The sequence below is a fragment of the Acidocella sp. MX-AZ03 genome (genome assembly GCF_027626035.1).
GTDB classification, from domain to species: domain Bacteria; phylum Pseudomonadota; class Alphaproteobacteria; order Acetobacterales; family Acetobacteraceae; genus Acidocella; species Acidocella facilis.
This window is the reverse complement of sequence record NZ_CP110774.1, coordinates 237,176-254,909: the sequence shown is the minus strand read 5'-3', so window position 1 is coordinate 254,909 and position 17,734 is coordinate 237,176. Positions and strand designations below refer to the sequence as shown.

The 17,734-nt window shown below is 65.2% G+C and carries 18 protein-coding genes, 3 pseudogenes and 1 riboswitch; of the genes and pseudogenes, 13 read left to right on the top strand and 8 right to left on the bottom strand.

Going from position 1 to position 17,734, the window contains the following annotated elements; all coding sequences use genetic code 11:
* Positions 1-42: 42 nt before the first annotated feature.
* On the bottom strand, positions 43-1,164 hold the full coding sequence (locus GT370_RS01440; protein WP_270183781.1) for a glycosyltransferase family 87 protein: 1,122 nt from the start codon (positions 1,162-1,164) through the stop codon (positions 43-45).
* Between the two features lie 57 nt (positions 1,165-1,221).
* Here GT370_RS01440 and rpe point away from each other — a divergent pair, with 57 nt between their 5' ends.
* The 7 genes and pseudogenes from rpe (at position 1,222) to GT370_RS01400 (ending at position 6,236) form a co-directional block, all read left to right on the top strand.
* A complete protein-coding gene (gene rpe, locus GT370_RS01435; protein WP_008493604.1) occupies positions 1,222-1,929 on the top strand; it encodes a ribulose-phosphate 3-epimerase in 708 nt (235 codons plus the stop codon).
* On the top strand, positions 1,926-2,390 hold the full coding sequence (locus tag GT370_RS01430; RefSeq protein WP_270183780.1) for a hypothetical protein: 465 nt from the start codon (positions 1,926-1,928) through the stop codon (positions 2,388-2,390). The genes rpe and GT370_RS01430 overlap by 4 nt, the downstream gene beginning before the upstream one ends.
* Positions 2,306-3,531: pseudogene (locus tag GT370_RS01425) on the top strand (heparinase II/III family protein). The gene GT370_RS01430 and the pseudogene GT370_RS01425 overlap by 85 nt, the downstream one beginning before the upstream one ends.
* 4 nt (positions 3,532-3,535) lie before the next feature.
* Positions 3,536-4,549 carry a UDP-glucose 4-epimerase GalE gene (gene galE, locus GT370_RS01415; RefSeq protein ID WP_008493607.1) on the top strand — a complete coding sequence of 338 codons (1,014 nt, stop codon included), beginning with the start codon at positions 3,536-3,538 and terminating at the stop codon, positions 4,547-4,549.
* A 15-nt stretch (positions 4,550-4,564) separates the two neighbouring features.
* Complete coding sequence (locus tag GT370_RS01410; protein ID WP_270183777.1) at positions 4,565-5,158, top strand: glycosyltransferase; 594 nt, start codon at positions 4,565-4,567, stop codon at positions 5,156-5,158.
* Positions 5,155-5,739: a glycosyltransferase gene (locus GT370_RS01405; protein ID WP_270183776.1), complete on the top strand. Its 585-nt coding sequence runs from the start codon at positions 5,155-5,157 to the stop codon at positions 5,737-5,739. The genes GT370_RS01410 and GT370_RS01405 overlap by 4 nt, the downstream gene beginning before the upstream one ends.
* Positions 5,736-6,236, top strand: coding sequence for a CreA family protein (locus tag GT370_RS01400; RefSeq protein WP_008493609.1), 501 nt, complete (start codon positions 5,736-5,738; stop codon positions 6,234-6,236). Before GT370_RS01405 ends, GT370_RS01400 begins: the two co-directional genes overlap by 4 nt.
* A 3-nt stretch (positions 6,237-6,239) precedes the next feature.
* Here the strand turns inward: GT370_RS01400 and GT370_RS01395 are convergent, their stop codons facing one another.
* The gene (locus tag GT370_RS01395) at positions 6,240-6,620 is read right to left on the bottom strand and encodes a hypothetical protein (RefSeq protein WP_008493610.1); all 381 of its coding nucleotides are present in this window, start codon (positions 6,618-6,620) and stop codon (positions 6,240-6,242) included.
* A gap of 184 nt (positions 6,621-6,804) precedes the next feature.
* Positions 6,805-6,882, top strand: a riboswitch (ZMP/ZTP riboswitch).
* A gap of 24 nt (positions 6,883-6,906) precedes the next feature.
* Here GT370_RS01395 and purH point away from each other — a divergent pair.
* The 5 genes and pseudogenes from purH to GT370_RS01370 all read left to right on the top strand — a co-directional run bounded on the left by purH (position 6,907) and on the right by GT370_RS01370 (position 10,789).
* Entirely contained in the window at positions 6,907-8,463 is a 1,557-nt protein-coding gene (gene purH, locus GT370_RS01390) for a bifunctional phosphoribosylaminoimidazolecarboxamide formyltransferase/IMP cyclohydrolase (RefSeq protein WP_008493611.1), read from the top strand.
* A 17-nt stretch (positions 8,464-8,480) separates the two neighbouring features.
* Positions 8,481-8,909, top strand: a complete 429-nt coding sequence (locus GT370_RS01385) for a hypothetical protein (RefSeq protein ID WP_008493612.1) — start codon at positions 8,481-8,483, stop codon at positions 8,907-8,909.
* A 296-nt stretch (positions 8,910-9,205) separates the two neighbouring features.
* Positions 9,206-9,670 carry a 50S ribosomal protein L13 gene (gene rplM / locus GT370_RS01380; RefSeq protein WP_008493613.1) on the top strand — a complete coding sequence of 155 codons (465 nt, stop codon included), beginning with the start codon at positions 9,206-9,208 and terminating at the stop codon, positions 9,668-9,670.
* Positions 9,671-9,675: 5 nt separating this feature from the next.
* Positions 9,676-10,166: pseudogene (gene rpsI / locus GT370_RS01375) on the top strand (30S ribosomal protein S9).
* Positions 10,166-10,789, top strand: coding sequence for a CPBP family intramembrane glutamic endopeptidase (locus GT370_RS01370; RefSeq protein WP_008493616.1), 624 nt, complete (start codon positions 10,166-10,168; stop codon positions 10,787-10,789). Before rpsI ends, GT370_RS01370 begins: the two are co-directional and overlap by 1 nt.
* A 26-nt stretch (positions 10,790-10,815) precedes the next feature.
* Here the strand turns inward: GT370_RS01370 and hpnK are convergent.
* The 4 genes and pseudogenes from hpnK to GT370_RS01350 form a co-directional block, all read right to left on the bottom strand.
* Positions 10,816-11,600, bottom strand: a pseudogene (gene hpnK / locus GT370_RS01365) (hopanoid biosynthesis-associated protein HpnK).
* Between the two features lie 3 nt (positions 11,601-11,603).
* On the bottom strand, positions 11,604-12,071 hold the full coding sequence (locus GT370_RS01360; RefSeq protein WP_008493618.1) for a DUF1178 family protein: 468 nt from the start codon (positions 12,069-12,071) through the stop codon (positions 11,604-11,606).
* Positions 12,068-12,325 (bottom strand): glutaredoxin 3, encoded by a 258-nt coding sequence (gene grxC, locus GT370_RS01355; protein ID WP_008493619.1) that lies wholly within the window; start codon positions 12,323-12,325, stop codon positions 12,068-12,070. The genes GT370_RS01360 and grxC overlap by 4 nt, the downstream gene beginning before the upstream one ends.
* 55 nt (positions 12,326-12,380) lie before the next feature.
* Positions 12,381-13,112, bottom strand: a complete 732-nt coding sequence (locus GT370_RS01350; protein ID WP_008493620.1) for a ComF family protein — start codon at positions 13,110-13,112, stop codon at positions 12,381-12,383.
* On the opposite strand from GT370_RS01350, the gene GT370_RS01345 reads away from it, so the two are divergent.
* Positions 13,113-13,889: a methyltransferase domain-containing protein gene (locus GT370_RS01345; protein WP_008493621.1), complete on the top strand. Its 777-nt coding sequence runs from the start codon at positions 13,113-13,115 to the stop codon at positions 13,887-13,889.
* On the opposite strand, the gene radC is transcribed toward GT370_RS01345, so the two are convergent.
* Both radC and GT370_RS01335 read right to left on the bottom strand, forming a co-directional pair.
* Positions 13,884-14,603, bottom strand: a complete 720-nt coding sequence (gene radC, locus GT370_RS01340; RefSeq protein WP_008493622.1) for a RadC family protein — start codon at positions 14,601-14,603, stop codon at positions 13,884-13,886. The two genes, GT370_RS01345 and radC, sit on opposite strands and share 6 nt — an antisense overlap.
* A gap of 80 nt (positions 14,604-14,683) precedes the next feature.
* Entirely contained in the window at positions 14,684-17,734 is a 3,051-nt protein-coding gene (locus GT370_RS01335) for an efflux RND transporter permease subunit (protein WP_008493623.1), read from the bottom strand.

The following is a 17,734-nucleotide window of genomic DNA, read 5'->3' as shown; positions in this document are numbered from 1 at the left end:
GGTGGGTGAGCATCACTGAGATCACGCCTGTGTAGCCAGCCATCAGCCACAACAGGCAGGCCGCGAAACGCTGCCAACCTTTACAAACGACAACCAGCGCCCCATGGCAACCGAGAACGCCACGAGGTCGTACATGAAGCCATGGGGAACAATCCACACATTCAGGCAAACCGTAATAATAACCCTCGGCATTAACTTTAACCGACCTGGCGCCCAGCAATGCCAGATCAGACAGATCGCCAAAATAGAGGCCAAGCCTTGCACCACCAAGGCACTTCGATCAGCCAGCCCAAAGCTTCGCACCATGTCGTAAACCGTGATCGCGGCACCTGGAAAAACTTGCTTAATAGGGCGCGAAGCCCATAGCCATTCGTCATGCTGTGCGATGCCGAAAAACCACACCCAGCCGTGCAGCCCCCACAAGTATGTCGCCGCAACCGCCAGGAAAAACGCCACTGCCACAGCCCAGCCGATCATTCGCCAAGCCCGCAGCCGCAGCGCCGCAACCGACACACCTACGCCTAAATGAGGCTTGAGGCTCAACAGCCCGGCGCAGAAACCGGCAAGACGATTGCCGTGTCCTGCGAGCAGCAAAGCCGCAAGCAGCCAGGCGCCGGTCAGCGTGCCATTCTGGCCGTTGGTGAAGTCATGCAAAGCGGCCGGGCTGGCCAGACCAAGACTGATGATCTGCCAACTCAGCCCTGCCCTGCGCAACAGCAATGCGGCGACACAAACGCTGAAGAGCCGCCACACCCAAAACGCCTCCCCTAATGGCAACAAGGCAAATGGGGCAACGAGGAAACCCATTGTTGGCGGGTAGGGCCAAGCCTGGTCGATCGGCGACTGCGGGGAGAGGATATCGTTCTGGCAAACCTGCCGAAATGACTGCGAAAAATGAAAATGAAAACTTTGCGCCAGCTGCGAAATCAGGCCATTCCCGGCACACCAAAACAAACCAAAATCTTTCTGAGGCAGCTGATGCTCACCTCGCAAAACTTCCGTCTGGCCGTGCATTTGATATAAAAGCACCAGATGCGCTGCCAGAAATGCCAGATAAAGGCCAACGACCAGTGCTGCCGCTAGGACAAAGGAAAACCTGACCTGGGCCGTCGCCCCTGCCGCTGAAGACGAAGCTTGCATATCTTGCGCCTGCCACAGGGGCATCTTGGATATCAACCCCCGCTTGTGAATCCTCCACCCTGCCGGTTACAACAAAGCATCATGACCGCCTCCCCGACTCGACCGCTCATCGCCCCGTCCCTGCTCGCCGCCGATTTCGCTCGGCTGAAGGAGGAGGTGATCGCCGTCGAACAGGCCGGCGCGGACTGGCTGCATCTGGATGTGATGGACGGGCATTTCGTTCCCAACATCACCTTCGGCCCGCTGGTGGTCAAAGCGCTGCGACCGCACACCAAAATGCCGCTCGACGTGCATCTGATGATCGCCCCGGCGGACCCGTATATCACCGCCTTCGCCGAGGCCGGGGCGGATCATATCTCCGTGCATCCTGAATCCGGCCCGCATCTGCACCGCACGCTCCAGCATATCCGCGGCCTGGGCAAGAAATCCGGGGTGGTGCTGAACCCGGCCACGCCGATCGACGCGGTGGCGCATGTGCTTGATCTCACCGACATCATCATGGTGATGACGGTCAATCCCGGCTTTGGCGGGCAGGCCTTCATCGCCTCGCAGCTGCCGAAAATCGCAGCGCTACGACGCATGATCGACGAGAGCGGGCATGATATCGTGCTGCAGATCGATGGCGGCATCACGCCCAAGACCACGCCCGGCGTGCTCGCCGCCGGCGCCACCTGCCTGATCGCCGGCACCGCTGTTTACGGCGCTCCGGATTACGCCCAGGCGATCACCGAGATCCGCACCGCCCTGCCCGCTTTGCCGGCGCAGACCAGCATCAGCCAGGGCGGATGAGCGAAGGCCCCGCCAAGCCGGTTGGCCTCGGCCGCCAGGCCCGCACCTGGTTCACCAGGCTGCAAAATCTGCGCCCCGCCGGCGGGCCGGATGCGCCGGCGCTCTCGCTGCGCGACCCCTGGCCGGGGGATCCCGCGCGCGGCGCCCGGCTGGTCAAGGCGGAGCTGGAATTTGGCGGCGCGGTGCTGCCCCTCCATCACGATATTTTCAGCCATGCCCCCGGCTGCACCCGCCTGCTGCGCGCGCATCTGCATGGCTTCACCTGGCTGCGGGATCTGCGCGCCCTGGGCACCGATGCCGCCCGCTCCCGCGCCCGCGCGCTGGCCATGGATTACATGGACACGCCAAGCCCGAGCCGATTTCCTATGCGCCGGATGTGGTGGGCGCGCGGCTGGCCGCCTGGCTCGGCCATTATGATTTCTTCGCCGCCTCGGCCGATGACGCCTTTCGCCAGGCGCTGATGCACCGGCTGGTGCAGGATGCCCGCACCCTCTCCGCCGCTCTGCCGGCCGAATTTCTGGATGGCCGCGCCCTGACCGCGCTGAAAGGGCTGGCCGCCGCCTCCATCGCCATGCCCGAGCATGTGCAATATCTGCCCCGGGTGCAGAAAATCCTGCTGCCGGAGCTGGCGCGGCAATTCTACGCCGATGGCGGCCATATCGAACGCAGCCCGGCGGCGCATCTGCTGGCCTTGCAGGACCTCACCGAGATCCGCGCCTTGATGCAGGCAGGCTCCAAAACCCCACCGACCGAGCTGGTCACCGCCATCGAGCACGCCGCCGCCGCGCTGCGCGCCCTGCGCCATGGCGATGGCGGGCTGCCTTTGTTCAACGGCTCCCAGGAGGAGCTGGCGACATTGGTGGATCTGGTGCTAGCCCAGGCCGGGCGGGCGCGCGGCACGCTGGCGCATCTGAAAGCCTGCGGGCTATTCCGCCTCGCCGCCGGCAAGGCGGTTTTGTTCATGGATGCCGGCGTGCCCACCGCGCCGGGGCTGGACCGTTTCGCCCATGCCGGCACGCTGGGCTTTGAATATTCCTTCGGCAAGGACCGGCTGATCGTCAATTGCGGCGCCGCCCCGGCTTTGGCCAGCGACTGGGCCGGGGTGCTGCGCGGCACCGCCGCCCATTCCACCTTGATTATCGCCGACACCTCCTCCGCCGAGATCAAGGAGACCGGGCTCGGCCGGCGGCCCTTGAATGTGAATGTGCAGCGCCAGGAGGCCGGCGGCATCGGCTGGATCGAGGCCAATCACGATGGCTGGAGCAAGCCCTTCGGCGCCATCCATCATCGCCGCCTCGGCCTCTCCGAAAACGGCGAGGAATTGCAGGGCGAGGATCTGATCGAGGCGGAAACCCCGCAGCCTTTCGCCATCCGTTTCCATCTCCACCCCAACGTCACCGCCAGCCTGGTGCAGGATGACGAGACGGTGCTGCTGCGCACCCCCTCGGGCGCGGCTTCCGGCTGAAGGCCGAAGGCGCGGCGCCGAGGATCGAGGAGAGCGTGTATTTCGGCCAGGCCGAGCCGCGCCGCGCCGAGCAGATCGTGCTGCCGGGCCATCAGGATGGCCCGCAGCATATCAAATGGACCATTACCAAGGCCTGATCCCATGCGCATTCTGTTGACCGGCGGCGCCGGCTATATCGGCTCCCACACCGCCGCCGTGCTGGCCCAGCGCGGCCACGAGATCGTCATTCTGGATAATTTCGCCAATGCCGAGCGCGACGTGCCGGCCCGGCTCGCCCGCCTCACCGGCCAAGAGATGACGGTGATCGAGGCCGATATCCGCGACACCGCGGCGGTGAGCGCAGCGCTGAAGGCGCATCCGGTCGAGGCGGTGATCCATTTCGCCGCGCTGAAGGCGGTGGGCGAGAGCGAGGCCGACCCGCTGCTTTATTACGACATGAACATCATCGGCACGATCCGGCTGATGCAGGCGATGCAGGCGACCGGGGTGGCGCGGCTGGTATTTTCCTCCTCCGCCACGGTCTATGGCCAGCCGGACAGCTCGCCGATTCTGGAGGACGCGCCGACGCGGGTGGAGAACATCTATGGCCGCACCAAGCTGGTGATGGAGGATCTGATCCGCGATCTGGCCCGCACCGGCAAGCTCAAGGGGGCTGCCAATCTGCGCTATTTCAACCCGGTCGGCGCGCATCCCTCCGCGGTGATCGGTGAGACGCCGCGCGGCGTGCCGAATAATCTGATGCCTTACGTGACCCAGGTGGCCACCGGCGAGCGCGCCCGGCTCAATGTCTTCGGCAATGACTACCCCACCCGCGATGGCACCGGCGAGCGCGATTATATCCATGTGATGGATCTGGCGCTGGCGCATGCGCTGGCGGTGGAACATATCACCGCCCATGATGTCTCCGTCACCGTCAATCTCGGCACCGGCAACGGCACCACGGTACTGGAGCTGGTAAAGGCGTTCAAGGCGGCGACGGGCCGGGAGATCCCGGTGAACATCGCGCCGCGCCGCGCTGGCGATGTCGCCAGCTATTACGCCAACCCGGCGCTGGCCGAGAAGCTTTTTGGCTGGAAGGCAGAGCGCGGGGTGGAGGATATGTGCCGCGATAGCTGGCGCTGGCAGGCAGCGCGGGCCGGGATCAACGATATTTAGGCAACATCCGATCAAATGGTATCGTTTGATCAGATGTTGCTCTACATCCGCTGCATGCCCGACCAACGCCCCACCCTCGTCTTTCTGCTGATGGAAGACTGGTTCTTCGCCTCACATTTCTGGGCACGCGGCCTGGCCGCCAAGGCGGCGGGCTGGCGGGTGGTGCTGATCACCCGGGAAAACCAGTCCCGCGCCGAAATCGAGGCCTCGGGCATCGAATTCATCGCCGCCGATCTCGACCGCAAGCGCCTCAACCCGTTCAAGGAGCTGGCTTTTTCATTCTGGCTGGCGCGGCAATATCGGCGGCTGCAGCCGGATGTGGTGCATCATATCGCGCTGAAGCCGATCATTTTCGGCGGCATCGCCGCCCGTCTGGCGCGCGTACCCGCCGTGGTCAACGCGCCGATCGGGCTGGGTTTCGTATTCTCCTCGCAAAAGCTGCTGGCGAAAATTTTGAAGCCCCTGGTCTCGGCCGGGCTGCGCGCCACCATGAGCCCCAAACACGGCATCGCCATTTTCGAAAACCCGGACGATCTGAACGCGATGGTCGAGGGCCGGATGGTGGCCCGCGCGCGCACCGCGCTGATCCGGGGGCTGGCGTGGATATGACGCTGTTTGCCCCGATGACGGAAGCGGAAGGCCGGCCGCGCATTCTGCTGGCGGCGCGCCTGATCCGCGAGAAGGGCATTCCGGATTTCGTCGAGGCGGCGCGGCTGCTGAAGGGCCAGGCGGAATTCTGGCTGGCCGGCGCGCCGGACCTCTCCAACCCCAACCCGATCACCGAGGCCGAGCTGCGCGGCTGGGAGGCGCAAGGGCTGATCAAATGGCTCGGGCCGGTGAAGGACATGGCCGGGCTGCTGCGCGAGATTCATATTTTCACCCTGCCCTCGACCTATCGCGAAGGCCTGCCGAAGGCGCTGCTGGAGGCGATGTCCGCGGCGCGGCCCGCCGTGGCCACCGACATTCCCGGCTGCCGCGAGGCGGTGGTTGATCACGAGACCGGCTTTCTGGTGCCGCCGCATAATCCCCAGGCCCTGGCCGCCGCCCTGGCCCGGCTGATCGCCAGCCCCAGCCTGCGCGCCCGGCTGGGGGCAAATGGGCGGGCGCGCGTCGCCGCGCATTTTTCTGACGAAATCGTCTGCCAGAAGACGCTGGCGATCTATGACGGGTTGAAGGAGATACGGCGTTGAGGGGATTTCTCTATCGCGCGCTGGCCGTGCTGCTGGCGATTCTGGTGCTGATCGGGCTGTTTTTCTGGCTGGTGATGCCCCATGGCGGCGCGCGCCATCAGATCGGCGCGGTGAGCACAAATTTCCGCTGGTTCGGCCCCAATGACAAGGTGGTAGTGGAGCGCTTCGACGATCCGAAGATCCCCAATATTTCCTGCTATGCGGCCTCGGCACAGACCGGCGGCATTGCCGGCGGGGTGGGGCTGGCGAGCGATCCGAGCGAGTTTTCCCTCAATTGCATCGCCCATGGGCCGGTGAATTTGCCGGCGGACCTGCCGCGGCAAGAGCAGATCGGCGCGATCTCCGCCTCGCTGATCTTCAAGCATTTCATCCTGACGCGCATCCTCGACGATAAGAAAGATGCGGTGATCTATGTGCTGACCAGCACCAAGGTGCTGAAAGGCTCGCCGGCCAACGCCGTCTCCGCCGTGGTGGTGCAGGCGCAGCCGGGGGCGTAAACCCTACTGGCCGGGGGAGAGCTCGGCCAGATCGGTGTTGACCTTCTTCAGATCGCTCTGGGTCAGCCTGCCGCCGGAGAGGCTGGCGAGCTGGGAGAGGCTCATCGAGGAAAACAGCTCATAGCGCGGATCGCTGATCAGCCCCGGCATGTCGCGGTTCAGCACCGCCTTGCCGCGCGCATCCGCCGCGATCTTGTCGATCGGCGTCTGCACCGAAAATTGCGGCGCCGCCGGCTTGGCGGCCGCTCTCGGTGTCACCGGCGTGGGGACCTGCACCGATGCGTCGGTGACATGCGGCCCGGGTGCGGCCATCGCGCAGGCGCTGATCGCCGCGATCCCCGCCACCCCGGCGAAAACAAAACCCTGCCAACTCTGCCTGACCATGCTCAAATCCTCCTGAACCACAGCCTGACCGGGGCGCCGCCCCGGCCTGTTCACGTCATACAGCAAAACTTGATTACACTGCGACAAATTTGCCACAGGCGAGGGGCTTTAAATTTAGGACATGCCTGCGTTACCCCCAGCGCTTGCCTGCTTGCATCCGGTTTTGCCGCATGCGAAACCGCGCCGGCCCGCACGTGACTGGCGCTCAGATGGCTACCATCGGGGAGCGTGGGGGAGTTCGCCGCGCGCCTGGGCATTGCATCGTCGCCAATAACGGAGCCGCCTCGTGTCAGACATCGTCCCTATCCGCACCGCTTTGATTTCCGTCTCGGACAAGACCGGATTGGTCGAATTCGCCCAGAGCCTGGCGGCGACGGGGACCAAGATCCTCTCCACCGGCGGCTCGGCCAAGATGCTGCGCGAGGCCGGCGTGCCGGTCACCGAGGTTTCCGAACATACCGGCTTTCCCGAAATCCTGGATGGCCGGGTGAAGACGCTGGTGCCGCAGGTGCATGGCGGCATCCTGGGCCGCCGGCACGACCCCGCCCATATCGAGCAGATGGCCGCGCACGACATCGCGCCGATCGATCTGGTCGCGGTCAATCTCTACCCGTTCGAGGCGACGGTGGCGCGGGGAGCGGCGTTCGAGGATTGTATCGAAAATATCGATATTGGCGGCCCGGCGATGATCCGCTCCGCCGCCAAGAACCATGAAAGTGTCGCGGTGCTGACCGAGCCCGCGCATTACGCCAAGGTTCTGGAAGAGATCGCCGCGCATGGCGGCACCACTTTGGAGACACGCCGCAAACTGGCCGCCGGGGCCTATGCCCGCACCGCCGCCTATGATGCCGCCATTTCCGGCTGGTTCGCGGGGCAGCTGGGCGAGGAATATCCCGAGCGCTTCTCTTTCTCCGGCGAGAAGAAGCAGGCGCTGCGCTATGGCGAGAATCCGCACCAGTCGGCGGCGTTCTACACCTCCTCCCCGTCGCGCTTCGGGGTTGCCACCGCCACCCAGCACCAGGGCAAGGAACTGTCCTACAATAATTTCAACGACACCGACGCCGCCTTCGAGTGCGTGGCGGAATTCGACGCCCCCTCCATCGTCATCGTCAAGCACGCCAACCCGTGCGGGGTGGCGAGCGCGCAGAGCATGTCCGCCGCCTGGGATCTGGCCCTGGCCTGCGACCCGGTTTCGGCCTTTGGCGGCATCGTCGCGCTGAACCGCACGCTGGATGAGGAGACCGCCGCGAAGATCGCCACCATCTTCACCGAGGTGATCATCGCCCCGGAGGTGACCGAGGGCGCCAAGGCGCTGCTGGCCGCGAAGAAGAATCTCCGCCTGCTGACCACGGGCGGCGTGCCGAGCCCGACCGAGGCCGGTGTCACCTTCAAATCGCTCGCCGGCGGTTTCCTGCTGCAGAGCCGCGACGCCGGGCGGGTGGAGGCGGCGGACCTGAAGGTGGTCACCAAGCGCGCCCCCACCGCAGCCGAGCTGGAGGACATGCTGTTCGCCTTCCGCGTCGGCAAGCATGTGAAGTCCAACGCCATCGTCTATGCCAAGAACAAGGCCACCATCGGCGTCGGCGCCGGGCAGATGAACCGGGTGGATAGTGCCCGCATCGCTGCCTGGCGCGGCAAGGAGGCGAAGCTGGATTTCACCGGCTGCGCCGTGGCCTCCGATGCCTTCTTCCCCTTTGCCGACGGTCTGGAAGCGGCGATTGCCGCCGGGGCGAGCTGCGTGATCCAGCCGGGCGGCTCGATCCGCGATGCCGAGGTGATCGAGGCGGCTGACAAAGCCGGGATCGCCATGGTGTTCACAAATATGCGGCATTTCCGGCACTAATTCGTTATGATGAGGCTATGCTGATGACCCTGCCCTTCACTCTGCCGGACTGGATGCCGGGCTGGCTGTTCCTGGCCCTCGCCGTGCCGGCTTTGCTCTGGTTCCTGGCCTTCCTGATGGTGCCCTTCAATGTCTTCGGCCTGAAAGCCCGGCTGGAGACGATCGAGGGGGAGCTGGAGGATATGCGCGAGGAGCTGCGGGTGATGCAGATGCGCGCCAGCGGTGTCATCCAGACCCCGGTGCGCGCCATGGACAGCTATGACGACACCCCGAATTTCGCCCAGCTGAAACGCGCCCGCCAGGCCCCCGTGGAAGAGCCCCCTGCCCCCTCCCGCGCGCCGATTCCCAATAGCCGTGGCTTCGCGGACCGGGATTTCTCCGCCATCCGCGAGCCCCGCCCCGCCGCCCCGCAGCGGCCAAGGCGCAGCGAGCCGAGGCTGGATTAGAGCAATATGTGTTTAGATTGACGCGACAGCGTCACCCTAAACACATGAAACTGCTTGCCAAAACAAAACTTAGAGCACCAAGCTAAAGGATTGATGCTCTAAGCAAAAGCCGCCTGAGAGGGCGGCTTTTTTGCAGCTCTTTGAAAAAGCCGCCACGAAAAATGTCTGCAAACTTAGCCCCGGTGATGGCTGGATGATCGCCTGAAAACCATGTGGTATGAAAATACCACATGCCAATCTATTGACCTTTTCCCTGGGCTTGCTCATAAGCCCGCCACTATTCTTTGGGTGAGCATATGAAAACGACGATTTCCATCAAGCCCGCGGATGTCAAGAAGGACTGGATCCTGATTGACGCCGAAGGTCTGATCCTCGGCCGCCTGGCGGCCATTGTGGCCACGCGCCTGCGCGGCAAGCACAAAGCCACCTTCACCCCGCACGTTGATTGCGGCGATAACATCGTCATCGTCAACGCGGAGAAGGTGAAACTGACCGGCAAAAAGCTGGAAGACAGCATCTTCTACTACCACACCGGCTATGCTGGCGGCATCAAGGAGCGCTCCATCAAGGACCGTCTGGCCGGCAAGCATCCTGAGTCCGTGGTCGAGAAGGCGGTTGAGCGCATGATCACCCGTGGCCCGCTGCAGCGCCAGCAGATGAAGAACCTGTATGTCTATGCTGGTCCCGAGCACCCGCATGGCGCCCAGCAGCCGAAGGCGCTCGATGTCGGCGCGCTGAACTCCAAGAACAAGAGGGCTTGATTCCAATGTCCGAAACCAATGCTTTCGCCGGTCTGAAGGACCTCCAGGCCACCGCCGGCGCCGCCACCCCGGACGCCGCCCCCAGAAGCGTGAACCGAAGAAGGACGCGCAAGGCCGCTCCTACGCCACCGGCCGCCGCAAGAACGCCATCGCGCGCGTCTGGGTGAAGCCCGGCAAGGGCGATATCATCGTGAACGGCAAGACCGCCCCGGTCTATTTCGCCCGCCCGGTGCTGCGCATGCTGATCACCCAGCCCTTCCTGGTGGCTGACCGCTACAACCAGTTCGACGTGTATTGCACCGTCACCGGTGGCGGCCTCTCCGGCCAGGCCGGCGCCGTGCGCCACGGCATCTCCCGCGCGCTGACCTTGTTCGAGCCGGATCTGCGCCCGATCCTGAAGGCCGCCGGCTTCCTGACCCGCGACAGCCGCATGGTCGAGCGTAAGAAGTACGGCAAGCCGAAGGCCCGCCGCTCCTTCCAGTTCTCCAAGCGCTGATGCGCTTCGAAAAACCCGGCGAAAGCCGGGTTTTTTTATGGGCCGAATTTCTGTTCCTGTTCGCTGGCGTGCCGCTGCTCATCCTCATGCTGCGCCGGCCGGGGATTTTGTTTCTGGTGCTCTGGGGCGGTGGCCTGGCCTGCTGGCTGGCCAGTCGCGCTGTCCCGCGTGGCCGCGCCCAGGGGTGGCGTGAAATGCTGCGCCGCTTCGCGCTGTGCGGGGCCGCCCTCACCCTCGCCACCTGGCTTCTGGCCCCCGGCCTGTTTCTCTCGCTGCCGCTGCACCGCCCGCGCTTCTGGGCGCTGATCATGCTGCTCTACCCGCTGCTCTCAGTCTGGCCTCAGGAGATCATCTTCCGGCGCTTCCTGTTCGCCCGTTACGAGCCCATCTTCGGGCGCGCCACCGTGGCGGTTTCAGCCCTGGCTTTCGGCTATGCCCATATCATCTTCCTCAACGCCTGGGCGGTGCTGCTCACCCTCGCCGGCGGCTGGCTATTCGCCCGCTCTTACGCCGCCACACGCTCGCTCACATTCAGCGGCGTCGAGCATGCGCTCTATGGCTGTCTGGTTTTCACCATCGGGCTGGGGCAATATTTCTATACCGGTGCCGCCTGGCATCATTAGATGCCTCAGGCTAAAAGCTTGAGGCTCTAGCTGCGATAGCGGGCCAGCAGCGCCTCAAACTCCGCCACATGCTCATAATCCGGCATCAGCCGGACCAGCGCTTCATCCCGGCGCGTAGCCGGGTGGGTGTAGATTTCCGTGCGCCCCTCCGGGACCAGCGGCAGCAGCCGGGCGATGCGTTCGGCCGTCACATGCCCGGACCATTTCAGCCCGAACACCTGGTCCGGCACCTCCAGCCCACGCGCCTGGGCGCGCAGCAGCCGGGTCCAGGCATATAAAACACGGTCCCCGAAGGTGACGCGCTCGCCCAGCGCCGCCATCACCGCCGGCGGCTCGGCCGGCACCCGCAGCCGCTTCAGCCCGTAGCGCCGGCCGATCTCGATCATCAGCCGGGCGATGGTCGGGTGCAGCAGGAAATGCTTGTGCGCATCGGCATGGTGCAGGTCCAGCCCGGAGTCCGCAAAGGCCGCGAACTGCGCCTCGATCTCGGCGCGCAGCTCCCGCCTTGCCGCGGGCGAGAAGAAATAGCGCACGCCCAGAGCCGCCTGATTGGTGGAAAACCGCCCATCCGGGCCGGTGATGTGCGGCAGGCGGGCATGGCCGAGCAGCGAATCGCCATCCACCAGCACCAGATGCAGTCCGACTTTCAGCCCCGGCAGCATCCGCGCCCGGCGCACCGCATCCTCGGCGGCGGGGCGGCGACCATCAGGCTCGCCTGGCCCAGCACGCCCTCGCGATGCGCGCGCTCCACCGCCTCGTTGACGCTTTCGGTCAGGCCGAAATCATCGGCGGAGAAGATGATCTCGCGCATGGTTCAGCTATCGTTGCGCGGCGCCCAGGGGATGCGGGCGAAGGCGATGCCATCCTCGGCCAGCTCCTCGGCTTCCTCCTCGGAGCTTTCGCCATAAATCCCGCGCGGCGCAGCCTCGCCATAATGGATCCGCCGGGCTTCCTCGGCGAAATCCGCGCCGACATAGTCGCAGTTTTTCTCGACCTCCTCGCGCAGCTTCTGCAGCGCCGCGCGCACCGCATCCGGCAGCGCGCCGCCGGCGGTCTGCGGGCCGGGGGGGAGCGCATCGGCCGGCGGCGGCTCAGGCGAGACCACCAGCTCGCGCCCCTTGCGCGGGATCGAGGGGGCCATCAGCGCCCGGTTCACCTCGACACTGCCGCAGGACGGGCAGGCCACCAGCCCGCCAGCCGCCTGGCTCTCAAAGCCTTCGGAATCCCGGAACCAGCCATCGAACTCATGGCCGGCTTCACAGCGCAGCTGGTAATGGATCATGGCGTAAGCAGAGGCTCCAAATTGCCGGCGCGCTCCAACGCCAGCAGATCGTCGCAGCCGCCAATATGCTGGCCGGCGATGAAGATCTGCGGCACGGTGGTGCGCCCGCCGGAGCGGCTGATCGCCGCCTCGCGCGCCGGCGTGCCGTGCGGGGCGCTGATTTCCGTGAAGGCCGCCCCTTTGCGCTCCAGCAACGCCATGGCGCGCATGCAATAGGGGCAGTAAGGCTGGGTATAGATCTCGATTTCAGGCATTTGCCTCCCAATTAGCTTGCGGGCGGGCGAATGCAAGGTGAATCTCAGCGCCCCTTCATTGCAAACGCGGATCCGCGACGCGCGCCAGGGTCAGCACATCCACCCGCATGGCCCCGGCGGCGCGCAGCGCCAGGGCGCAATGATGCGCCGTCGCCCCTGTCGTCATCACATCATCCACCAGCAGGATGCGCTTGCCCGCCAGCCCGGCATAAGGGCGGACATGGATGGCGCCCTGCAGCGCCGCCTGGCGTTGCGCCGCGCCCATTCCCTCCAGCTTCGCCGTGGCCCGCGCCCGGCGCAGCACATCCAGGCTCACCGGCCGGCCGGTGAGCCTGGCCAGGGCGATCGCCAGCAGCGCCGCCTGATTATAGCGGCGCTGGCGCAGCCGGGCATTGTGCAGCGGCACCGGCAGCAGCAGATTGGCCGCTTGCAGCAGCTCCTCCCCGGCCCGGCGCATCAGCCTGGCCATGCCGGCGGCCACCTCGCTCTGGTCGCTATATTTCAGCGGCAGGATCATCCGCTTGGCGGTCTCGTCATAGCGCAGCGCGGCGCGGGCCTGGGTGAAGGCCGGCGGCGATGCCGCGCAGGCGGCGCAATGCAGGGTTTCCGCCGGCGACGCGGCAAGGCTCAACGGCACGCCGCAACAGGCGCAGAGCGGCGCGGTGATGAAATGCGCGGTCTTGAAACACTCCAGGCAAAGCTGCCCCTGCGCCTCCACCAGACGGTGGCAGGCGAGACAGGAAGGCGGCAGGACGCTATCCAGAACCCAGCGCAACAGGGGTTTCATGTGCAGAGCATTTTCGATTTCACCACAATGGTAAAGCATCGCGAGCGCGCCGCCGGCCGGTTGGGCAATATCGCCCCGGTGCTGGAGGATCTGACCGCGCGGCTGCTCGACCGGCTGGACGATACCACCATCCGCTTCGAGCGCGCACTGGATTTTGGCGGTCGCGGCGCCGTCGCCCCGGCGCTGGCGGCGCGCGGCATGCTGGTGGACAGCGCGGATGCCTCACCGCGCCTGGCGGCGCTGGCCGGCGGGCGGCCCTTGATCCTGCCTGGCCCCGATGATTTCGGCCTGGCGCCGGGAGCGTATGATCTGGTCGTGGCCCCGCTCTCGCTGCATTGGCTGGATGATCTGCCGGGCGCGCTGATCCAGCTGCGCCGGGCGCTGAAGCCGGGCGGGCTGCTGCTGGCCAGCCTGCCGGCTCTGGGTACGCTGCATGAGCTGCGCCTGGCGCTGTTGGAGGCGGAGGAGGCGCTGACCGGCAAGGTCAGCCCGCGCGTCTCACCCTTCCCAGAGCTGCGCGACTGCGCCGGGCTGCTGCAGCGCGCCGGCTTCAGCCATCCGGTGGCGGATCTGGAGGAGATCACCTTCCTGTACGCCGATCCCCTGGCGTTGCTGCATGAGCTGCGCGACGCCGGGGAGACCAACGCGCTGGCCGGGCGCAGCCGCGCCATCCCGCCGCGCACCCTGTTCGCGGCGGCGCTGGCGGCACTGCCCCAGCAGGAGGGGCGGCTGGCCGTGGCGCTGCGCCTGGCCATGCTTACCGGCTGGGCCTCATAACAGCCCCGCCTTGCGAAAGCTCAGCCAGCGTCCGTTGCCGACGATGACATGGTCGTGCAGCACCACGCTCAGCGCGCTGGCGGCCTTCTTGATCTCGCGGGTCATCGCGATGTCCTCCTCCGAGGGCGAGGGATCGCCGCTGGGATGATTATGCACCAGGATGATCGCGGTGGCGTTCACCTCCAGCGCGCGCTTCACCACCTCGCGCGGATAGACCGGAGTGTGGTTGACCGTGCCCTGCGCCTGCGGCTCGTCGGCCAGCAGCCGGTTGCGGTTATCCAGGAATAAGAGCCGGAACTGCTCGATCTTCTCGCGTGCCAGCACCGCCTGCAGATATTCCATCAACCGGTCCCAGTTGCTGAGCACCGGACGGTAGAGCACTTCCGCCTTCGCCAGGCGCTGGGAGGCGGCCTGCACCAGCTTCAACGCCGCCACCCCGGCCTCGCCCAGCCCCGCAATGCCCAGCAGATCCGGCACCGGGGCGGAGATGGCATTGGCGTAGGAGCCAAAGCGCGCCAGCAAAGCCCGGGCGATCGGCTTGGTGTCGCGCCGCGGCAGCGCCAGGAACAAGGTCATCTCAATCAGCTCGTGATCGGCCAGCGCCTCCGGCCCGCCGGTGAGAAAGCGCGCCCGCAGCCGGGCACGATGGCCATCGGTGCCAAGCGACATCGGCGCCGGGCGCAGCTCCGGCGTCAACGCCTCCAGCATCGACATTTCGGCAAATCCCGTCGGTGCACGCGTTCGTTTCATGCACGCAAAAATTGCCAGAACTTAAAAGTTTTTCAACCTTTTATTTAGTTCGATACCGGTTTGTGATCCTCGGCCAGCACCAGATACACCGCCGGCACCACGAACAGCGTGAACAAGGTGCCGATGGACAGGCCCCCGGCGATCACCATGCCCATCGCATAGCGCGAGGCAGCGCCGGCGCCATTTGCGAAGACCAGCGGCAGCACGCCGACCACCATCGCCGCCGTGGTCATCAAAATCGGCCGCAACCTTATATTGGCCGCATGCTCGATCGCCTCGCGCTTGCCCATGCCGGCCAGCCGCGCCTCGTTCGCCACCTCGGTCATCAGAATGCCGTGCTTGGAGACCAGCCCCATCAGCGTCACCAGCCCGACATCGGTATAGATATTCAGGCTCAGCCCGCCAATGCCGATATAGATGAAGATCAAGGCGCCAGCGATGGACATCGGCACCGAGACCAGGATGATCAGCGGGTCGCGGAAGGAGTTGAACAGAGCCGCCAGCGCCAGGAAGATGATGATCAGCGCGAAGGCAAAGGTGAAGATGAAGGCGCTGCTGGTCTGCACGAACTGGCGCATCAGCCCGCCATAATCCAGCGTGTCGTCCGGCGGCAGAATTTTCTTGGCCAGGCTTTGCAGCGTGTGCAGCGCATCCGCCTCGGCCACGCCCGGCGCCACCACCCCTTGCAAGGTCGCCGAATTCTGCTGCTGGAAATGATTGATCGTCTCCGGGATCACGCTGGTCTTGATCGTCGCGATCGAGGAGAGCGGGACATTGATGCCGCCGGAGGAGAGCACGTAATAATCGTTCAGATCGGCGACATTCAGCCGCGCGGTGCGCTGCGTCTGCGGGATCACCTTATAGGAGCGGCCATCGAGATCGAAATAATTCACATAGCCGCCGCCCAGCGCCTCACCCAAAGCGGCGCCGATCTGGCTCATATTCAGACCCAGCGCCGCCGCCTTGTCGCGGTCGATCACCACCTCCGCCTCCGGCTGGTCGATCTTCAGATCGCTCTGCAGGAAGATGAATTTGCCGCTGGCCAGCGCCGCCTGCAGCAGCTTCTGGGTGTCGGGATAGAGCACGTTGAAGTCGCTGGTGCTCTTCACCACGAACTGCACCGGCAGGCCCGAGGAGCCGGGCAACGGCGGCAGCGGGAAGGCGGCGACCTGCTGGCCGGCATCCACCTTGTTGGCATCCGCCTGCATCAGCGTCTGCAGCGTCGCGGCCGGGCGGCGCTCGCCCCAGGGCTTCAGCACCGTGCCGATGATGTTGGTGCCCGGCACGTCGATCTGAAAGCTGTGCGCGACGTCTGGATATTTCAGCAGCGAGGCGTTGAAATGGCTGTCCCACATGGCGCGCTGGCCGGTGGTGCTGTCCGGTGCCGAGGTGGAGCTGAACAGCACGATGCCCTGATCCTCCACCGGCGCCAGCTCGCTCTTCGCCCCGGCGGCGAGGAAATAGATGCTGCCGAGCACGATGGCCGCGAAGATCAGCGTCACCGGCACCGTCTCCAGGCTGGAATGCAGCATCCTGGTATAGGCGCGATGCACGCGGGCGAAGGCGGCATCGATGAAATTGATCAGCTTGCCTTCCCAGTTGGGCTGCTCGCGATCCACATGCTTGAGAAACCGCCCGCTCAGCATCGGCGTCAGGGTCAGCGCCACCACCGCCGAGATCGTCACCGAGCCCGCCAGCGTCAACGCGAATTCGGTGAACAGCGCCCCGGTCAGGCCGGACTGGAAGGCGATCGGCACATAGACCGCGATCAGCACCACCGTCATCGCCACGATCGGCCCGCCCAGCTCCGCCGCCGCGGCGCGCGCCGCCACCAGCGGGGTTTCACCGAGATCGAGATGGCGGTTGACGTTTTCCACGACGATGATCGCATCATCCACCACCAGCCCGATCGCCAGAACCAGCGCCAGCAACGTCAGCAGATTGATGGAGAAGCCGAACGCCGCCATCATCGCGAAGGCGCCGATCAGCGAGAGCGGGATCGCCACCACCGGGATCAGCACCGAGCGCGGCGAGCCGAGGAAGGCGAACACCACCAAAGTCACGATCAGCAGCGCCTCCAGCAGCGATTCCACCACTTCGCGGATGGAGGCATTCACGAACACCGTGCTGTCATAGACAATCGCGCCGGTCAGGCCGGTGGGCAGATTGGTCTGGATTTCCGGCATGATCTTGCGCACGCCGGAAATCACGTTGAGCAGATTGGCCTGCGGTGCCACCTTGATGCCGATATAGACGCCGAGCTTGTTATCAAAGGTCACATGCTGGTCGTAGCTATCCGCGCCCAGCTCCACCTTCGCCACATCCTTGAGCCGGATGATGGCGTTGTTCTGCTGCTTGAGAATGAGCTGGCCGAATTCGGCGGCGCTGTGCAGGCCGGTATTCGCGGTCAGCGTCACCTGCGTCATCGTGCCCTTGGTGTTGCCCAGGGCGGAGATGAAATCATTGGTGGAGAGCGCGGTCCAGACATCGCTGGGGGTGAGGCCGAAGGCGGCGAGCTTCTGCGGGTCCAGCCAGATGCGCATGGCATAATTCTGCCCGCCCAGAATCTCCGCCGTCTGCACGCCCTGCACCGCCTGCAGCTGCGGCTGCACGACGCGGGTAATATAGTCGGTGATCTGGTTGGCGTTCAGCACCGAGCTGCGAAAGCCGATATACATCGCATCGACCGACTGCCCCACCGCCAGCGTGATCACCGGCTGTTCGGTGCCGCTGGGCAGCTGGTTCAGCACCGAATTCACCCGCGCCGAAACCTCGGTCAGCGCCTGATCCGGATTATGGTTGAGCACCAGATTGATGGTGATGGTGGAGACGCTGATGCTGCTCGACGAGGTCATGTAGTCGATGCCATTGACCTGGGCGACGGCGTTTTCCAGCGGCGTGGTCACGAACCCCGCGATCGTATCCGGCGAGGCGCCGGGATAGGTCGTGGTGATGGTGATGGTGGCGTTCTCGGTCTCGGGGAATTGCTGCACCGGCAGCGTGCCCACCGCGCGCAAGCCCATGACCAGGATCAGCACGGACACGGCGATGGCCAGCACCGGCCGGGCGATGAAGAGATCGGTAAAGCGCTTCAT

Coding starts and splice junctions, on each gene's coding strand:
- GT370_RS01440 (WP_270183781.1), bottom strand. CDS start 1,164: ATGCCCCTGTGGCAGGCGCAAGATATGCAAGCTTCGTCTTCAGCGGCA.
- rpe (WP_008493604.1), top strand. CDS start 1,222: ATGACCGCCTCCCCGACTCGACCGCTCATCGCCCCGTCCCTGCTCGCC.
- GT370_RS01430 (WP_270183780.1), top strand. CDS start 1,926: ATGAGCGAAGGCCCCGCCAAGCCGGTTGGCCTCGGCCGCCAGGCCCGC.
- galE (WP_008493607.1), top strand. CDS start 3,536: ATGCGCATTCTGTTGACCGGCGGCGCCGGCTATATCGGCTCCCACACC.
- GT370_RS01410 (WP_270183777.1), top strand. CDS start 4,565: ATGGTATCGTTTGATCAGATGTTGCTCTACATCCGCTGCATGCCCGAC.
- GT370_RS01405 (WP_270183776.1), top strand. CDS start 5,155: ATGACGCTGTTTGCCCCGATGACGGAAGCGGAAGGCCGGCCGCGCATT.
- GT370_RS01395 (WP_008493610.1), bottom strand. CDS start 6,620: ATGGTCAGGCAGAGTTGGCAGGGTTTTGTTTTCGCCGGGGTGGCGGGG.
- GT370_RS01385 (WP_008493612.1), top strand. CDS start 8,481: ATGCTGATGACCCTGCCCTTCACTCTGCCGGACTGGATGCCGGGCTGG.
- rplM (WP_008493613.1), top strand. CDS start 9,206: ATGAAAACGACGATTTCCATCAAGCCCGCGGATGTCAAGAAGGACTGG.
- GT370_RS01370 (WP_008493616.1), top strand. CDS start 10,166: ATGCGCTTCGAAAAACCCGGCGAAAGCCGGGTTTTTTTATGGGCCGAA.
- GT370_RS01360 (WP_008493618.1), bottom strand. CDS start 12,071: ATGATCCATTACCAGCTGCGCTGTGAAGCCGGCCATGAGTTCGATGGC.
- grxC (WP_008493619.1), bottom strand. CDS start 12,325: ATGCCTGAAATCGAGATCTATACCCAGCCTTACTGCCCCTATTGCATG.
- GT370_RS01350 (WP_008493620.1), bottom strand. CDS start 13,112: ATGAAACCCCTGTTGCGCTGGGTTCTGGATAGCGTCCTGCCGCCTTCC.
- radC (WP_008493622.1), bottom strand. CDS start 14,603: ATGTCGATGCTGGAGGCGTTGACGCCGGAGCTGCGCCCGGCGCCGATG.
- GT370_RS01335 (WP_008493623.1), bottom strand. CDS start 17,734: ATGAAGCGCTTTACCGATCTCTTCATCGCCCGGCCGGTGCTGGCCATC.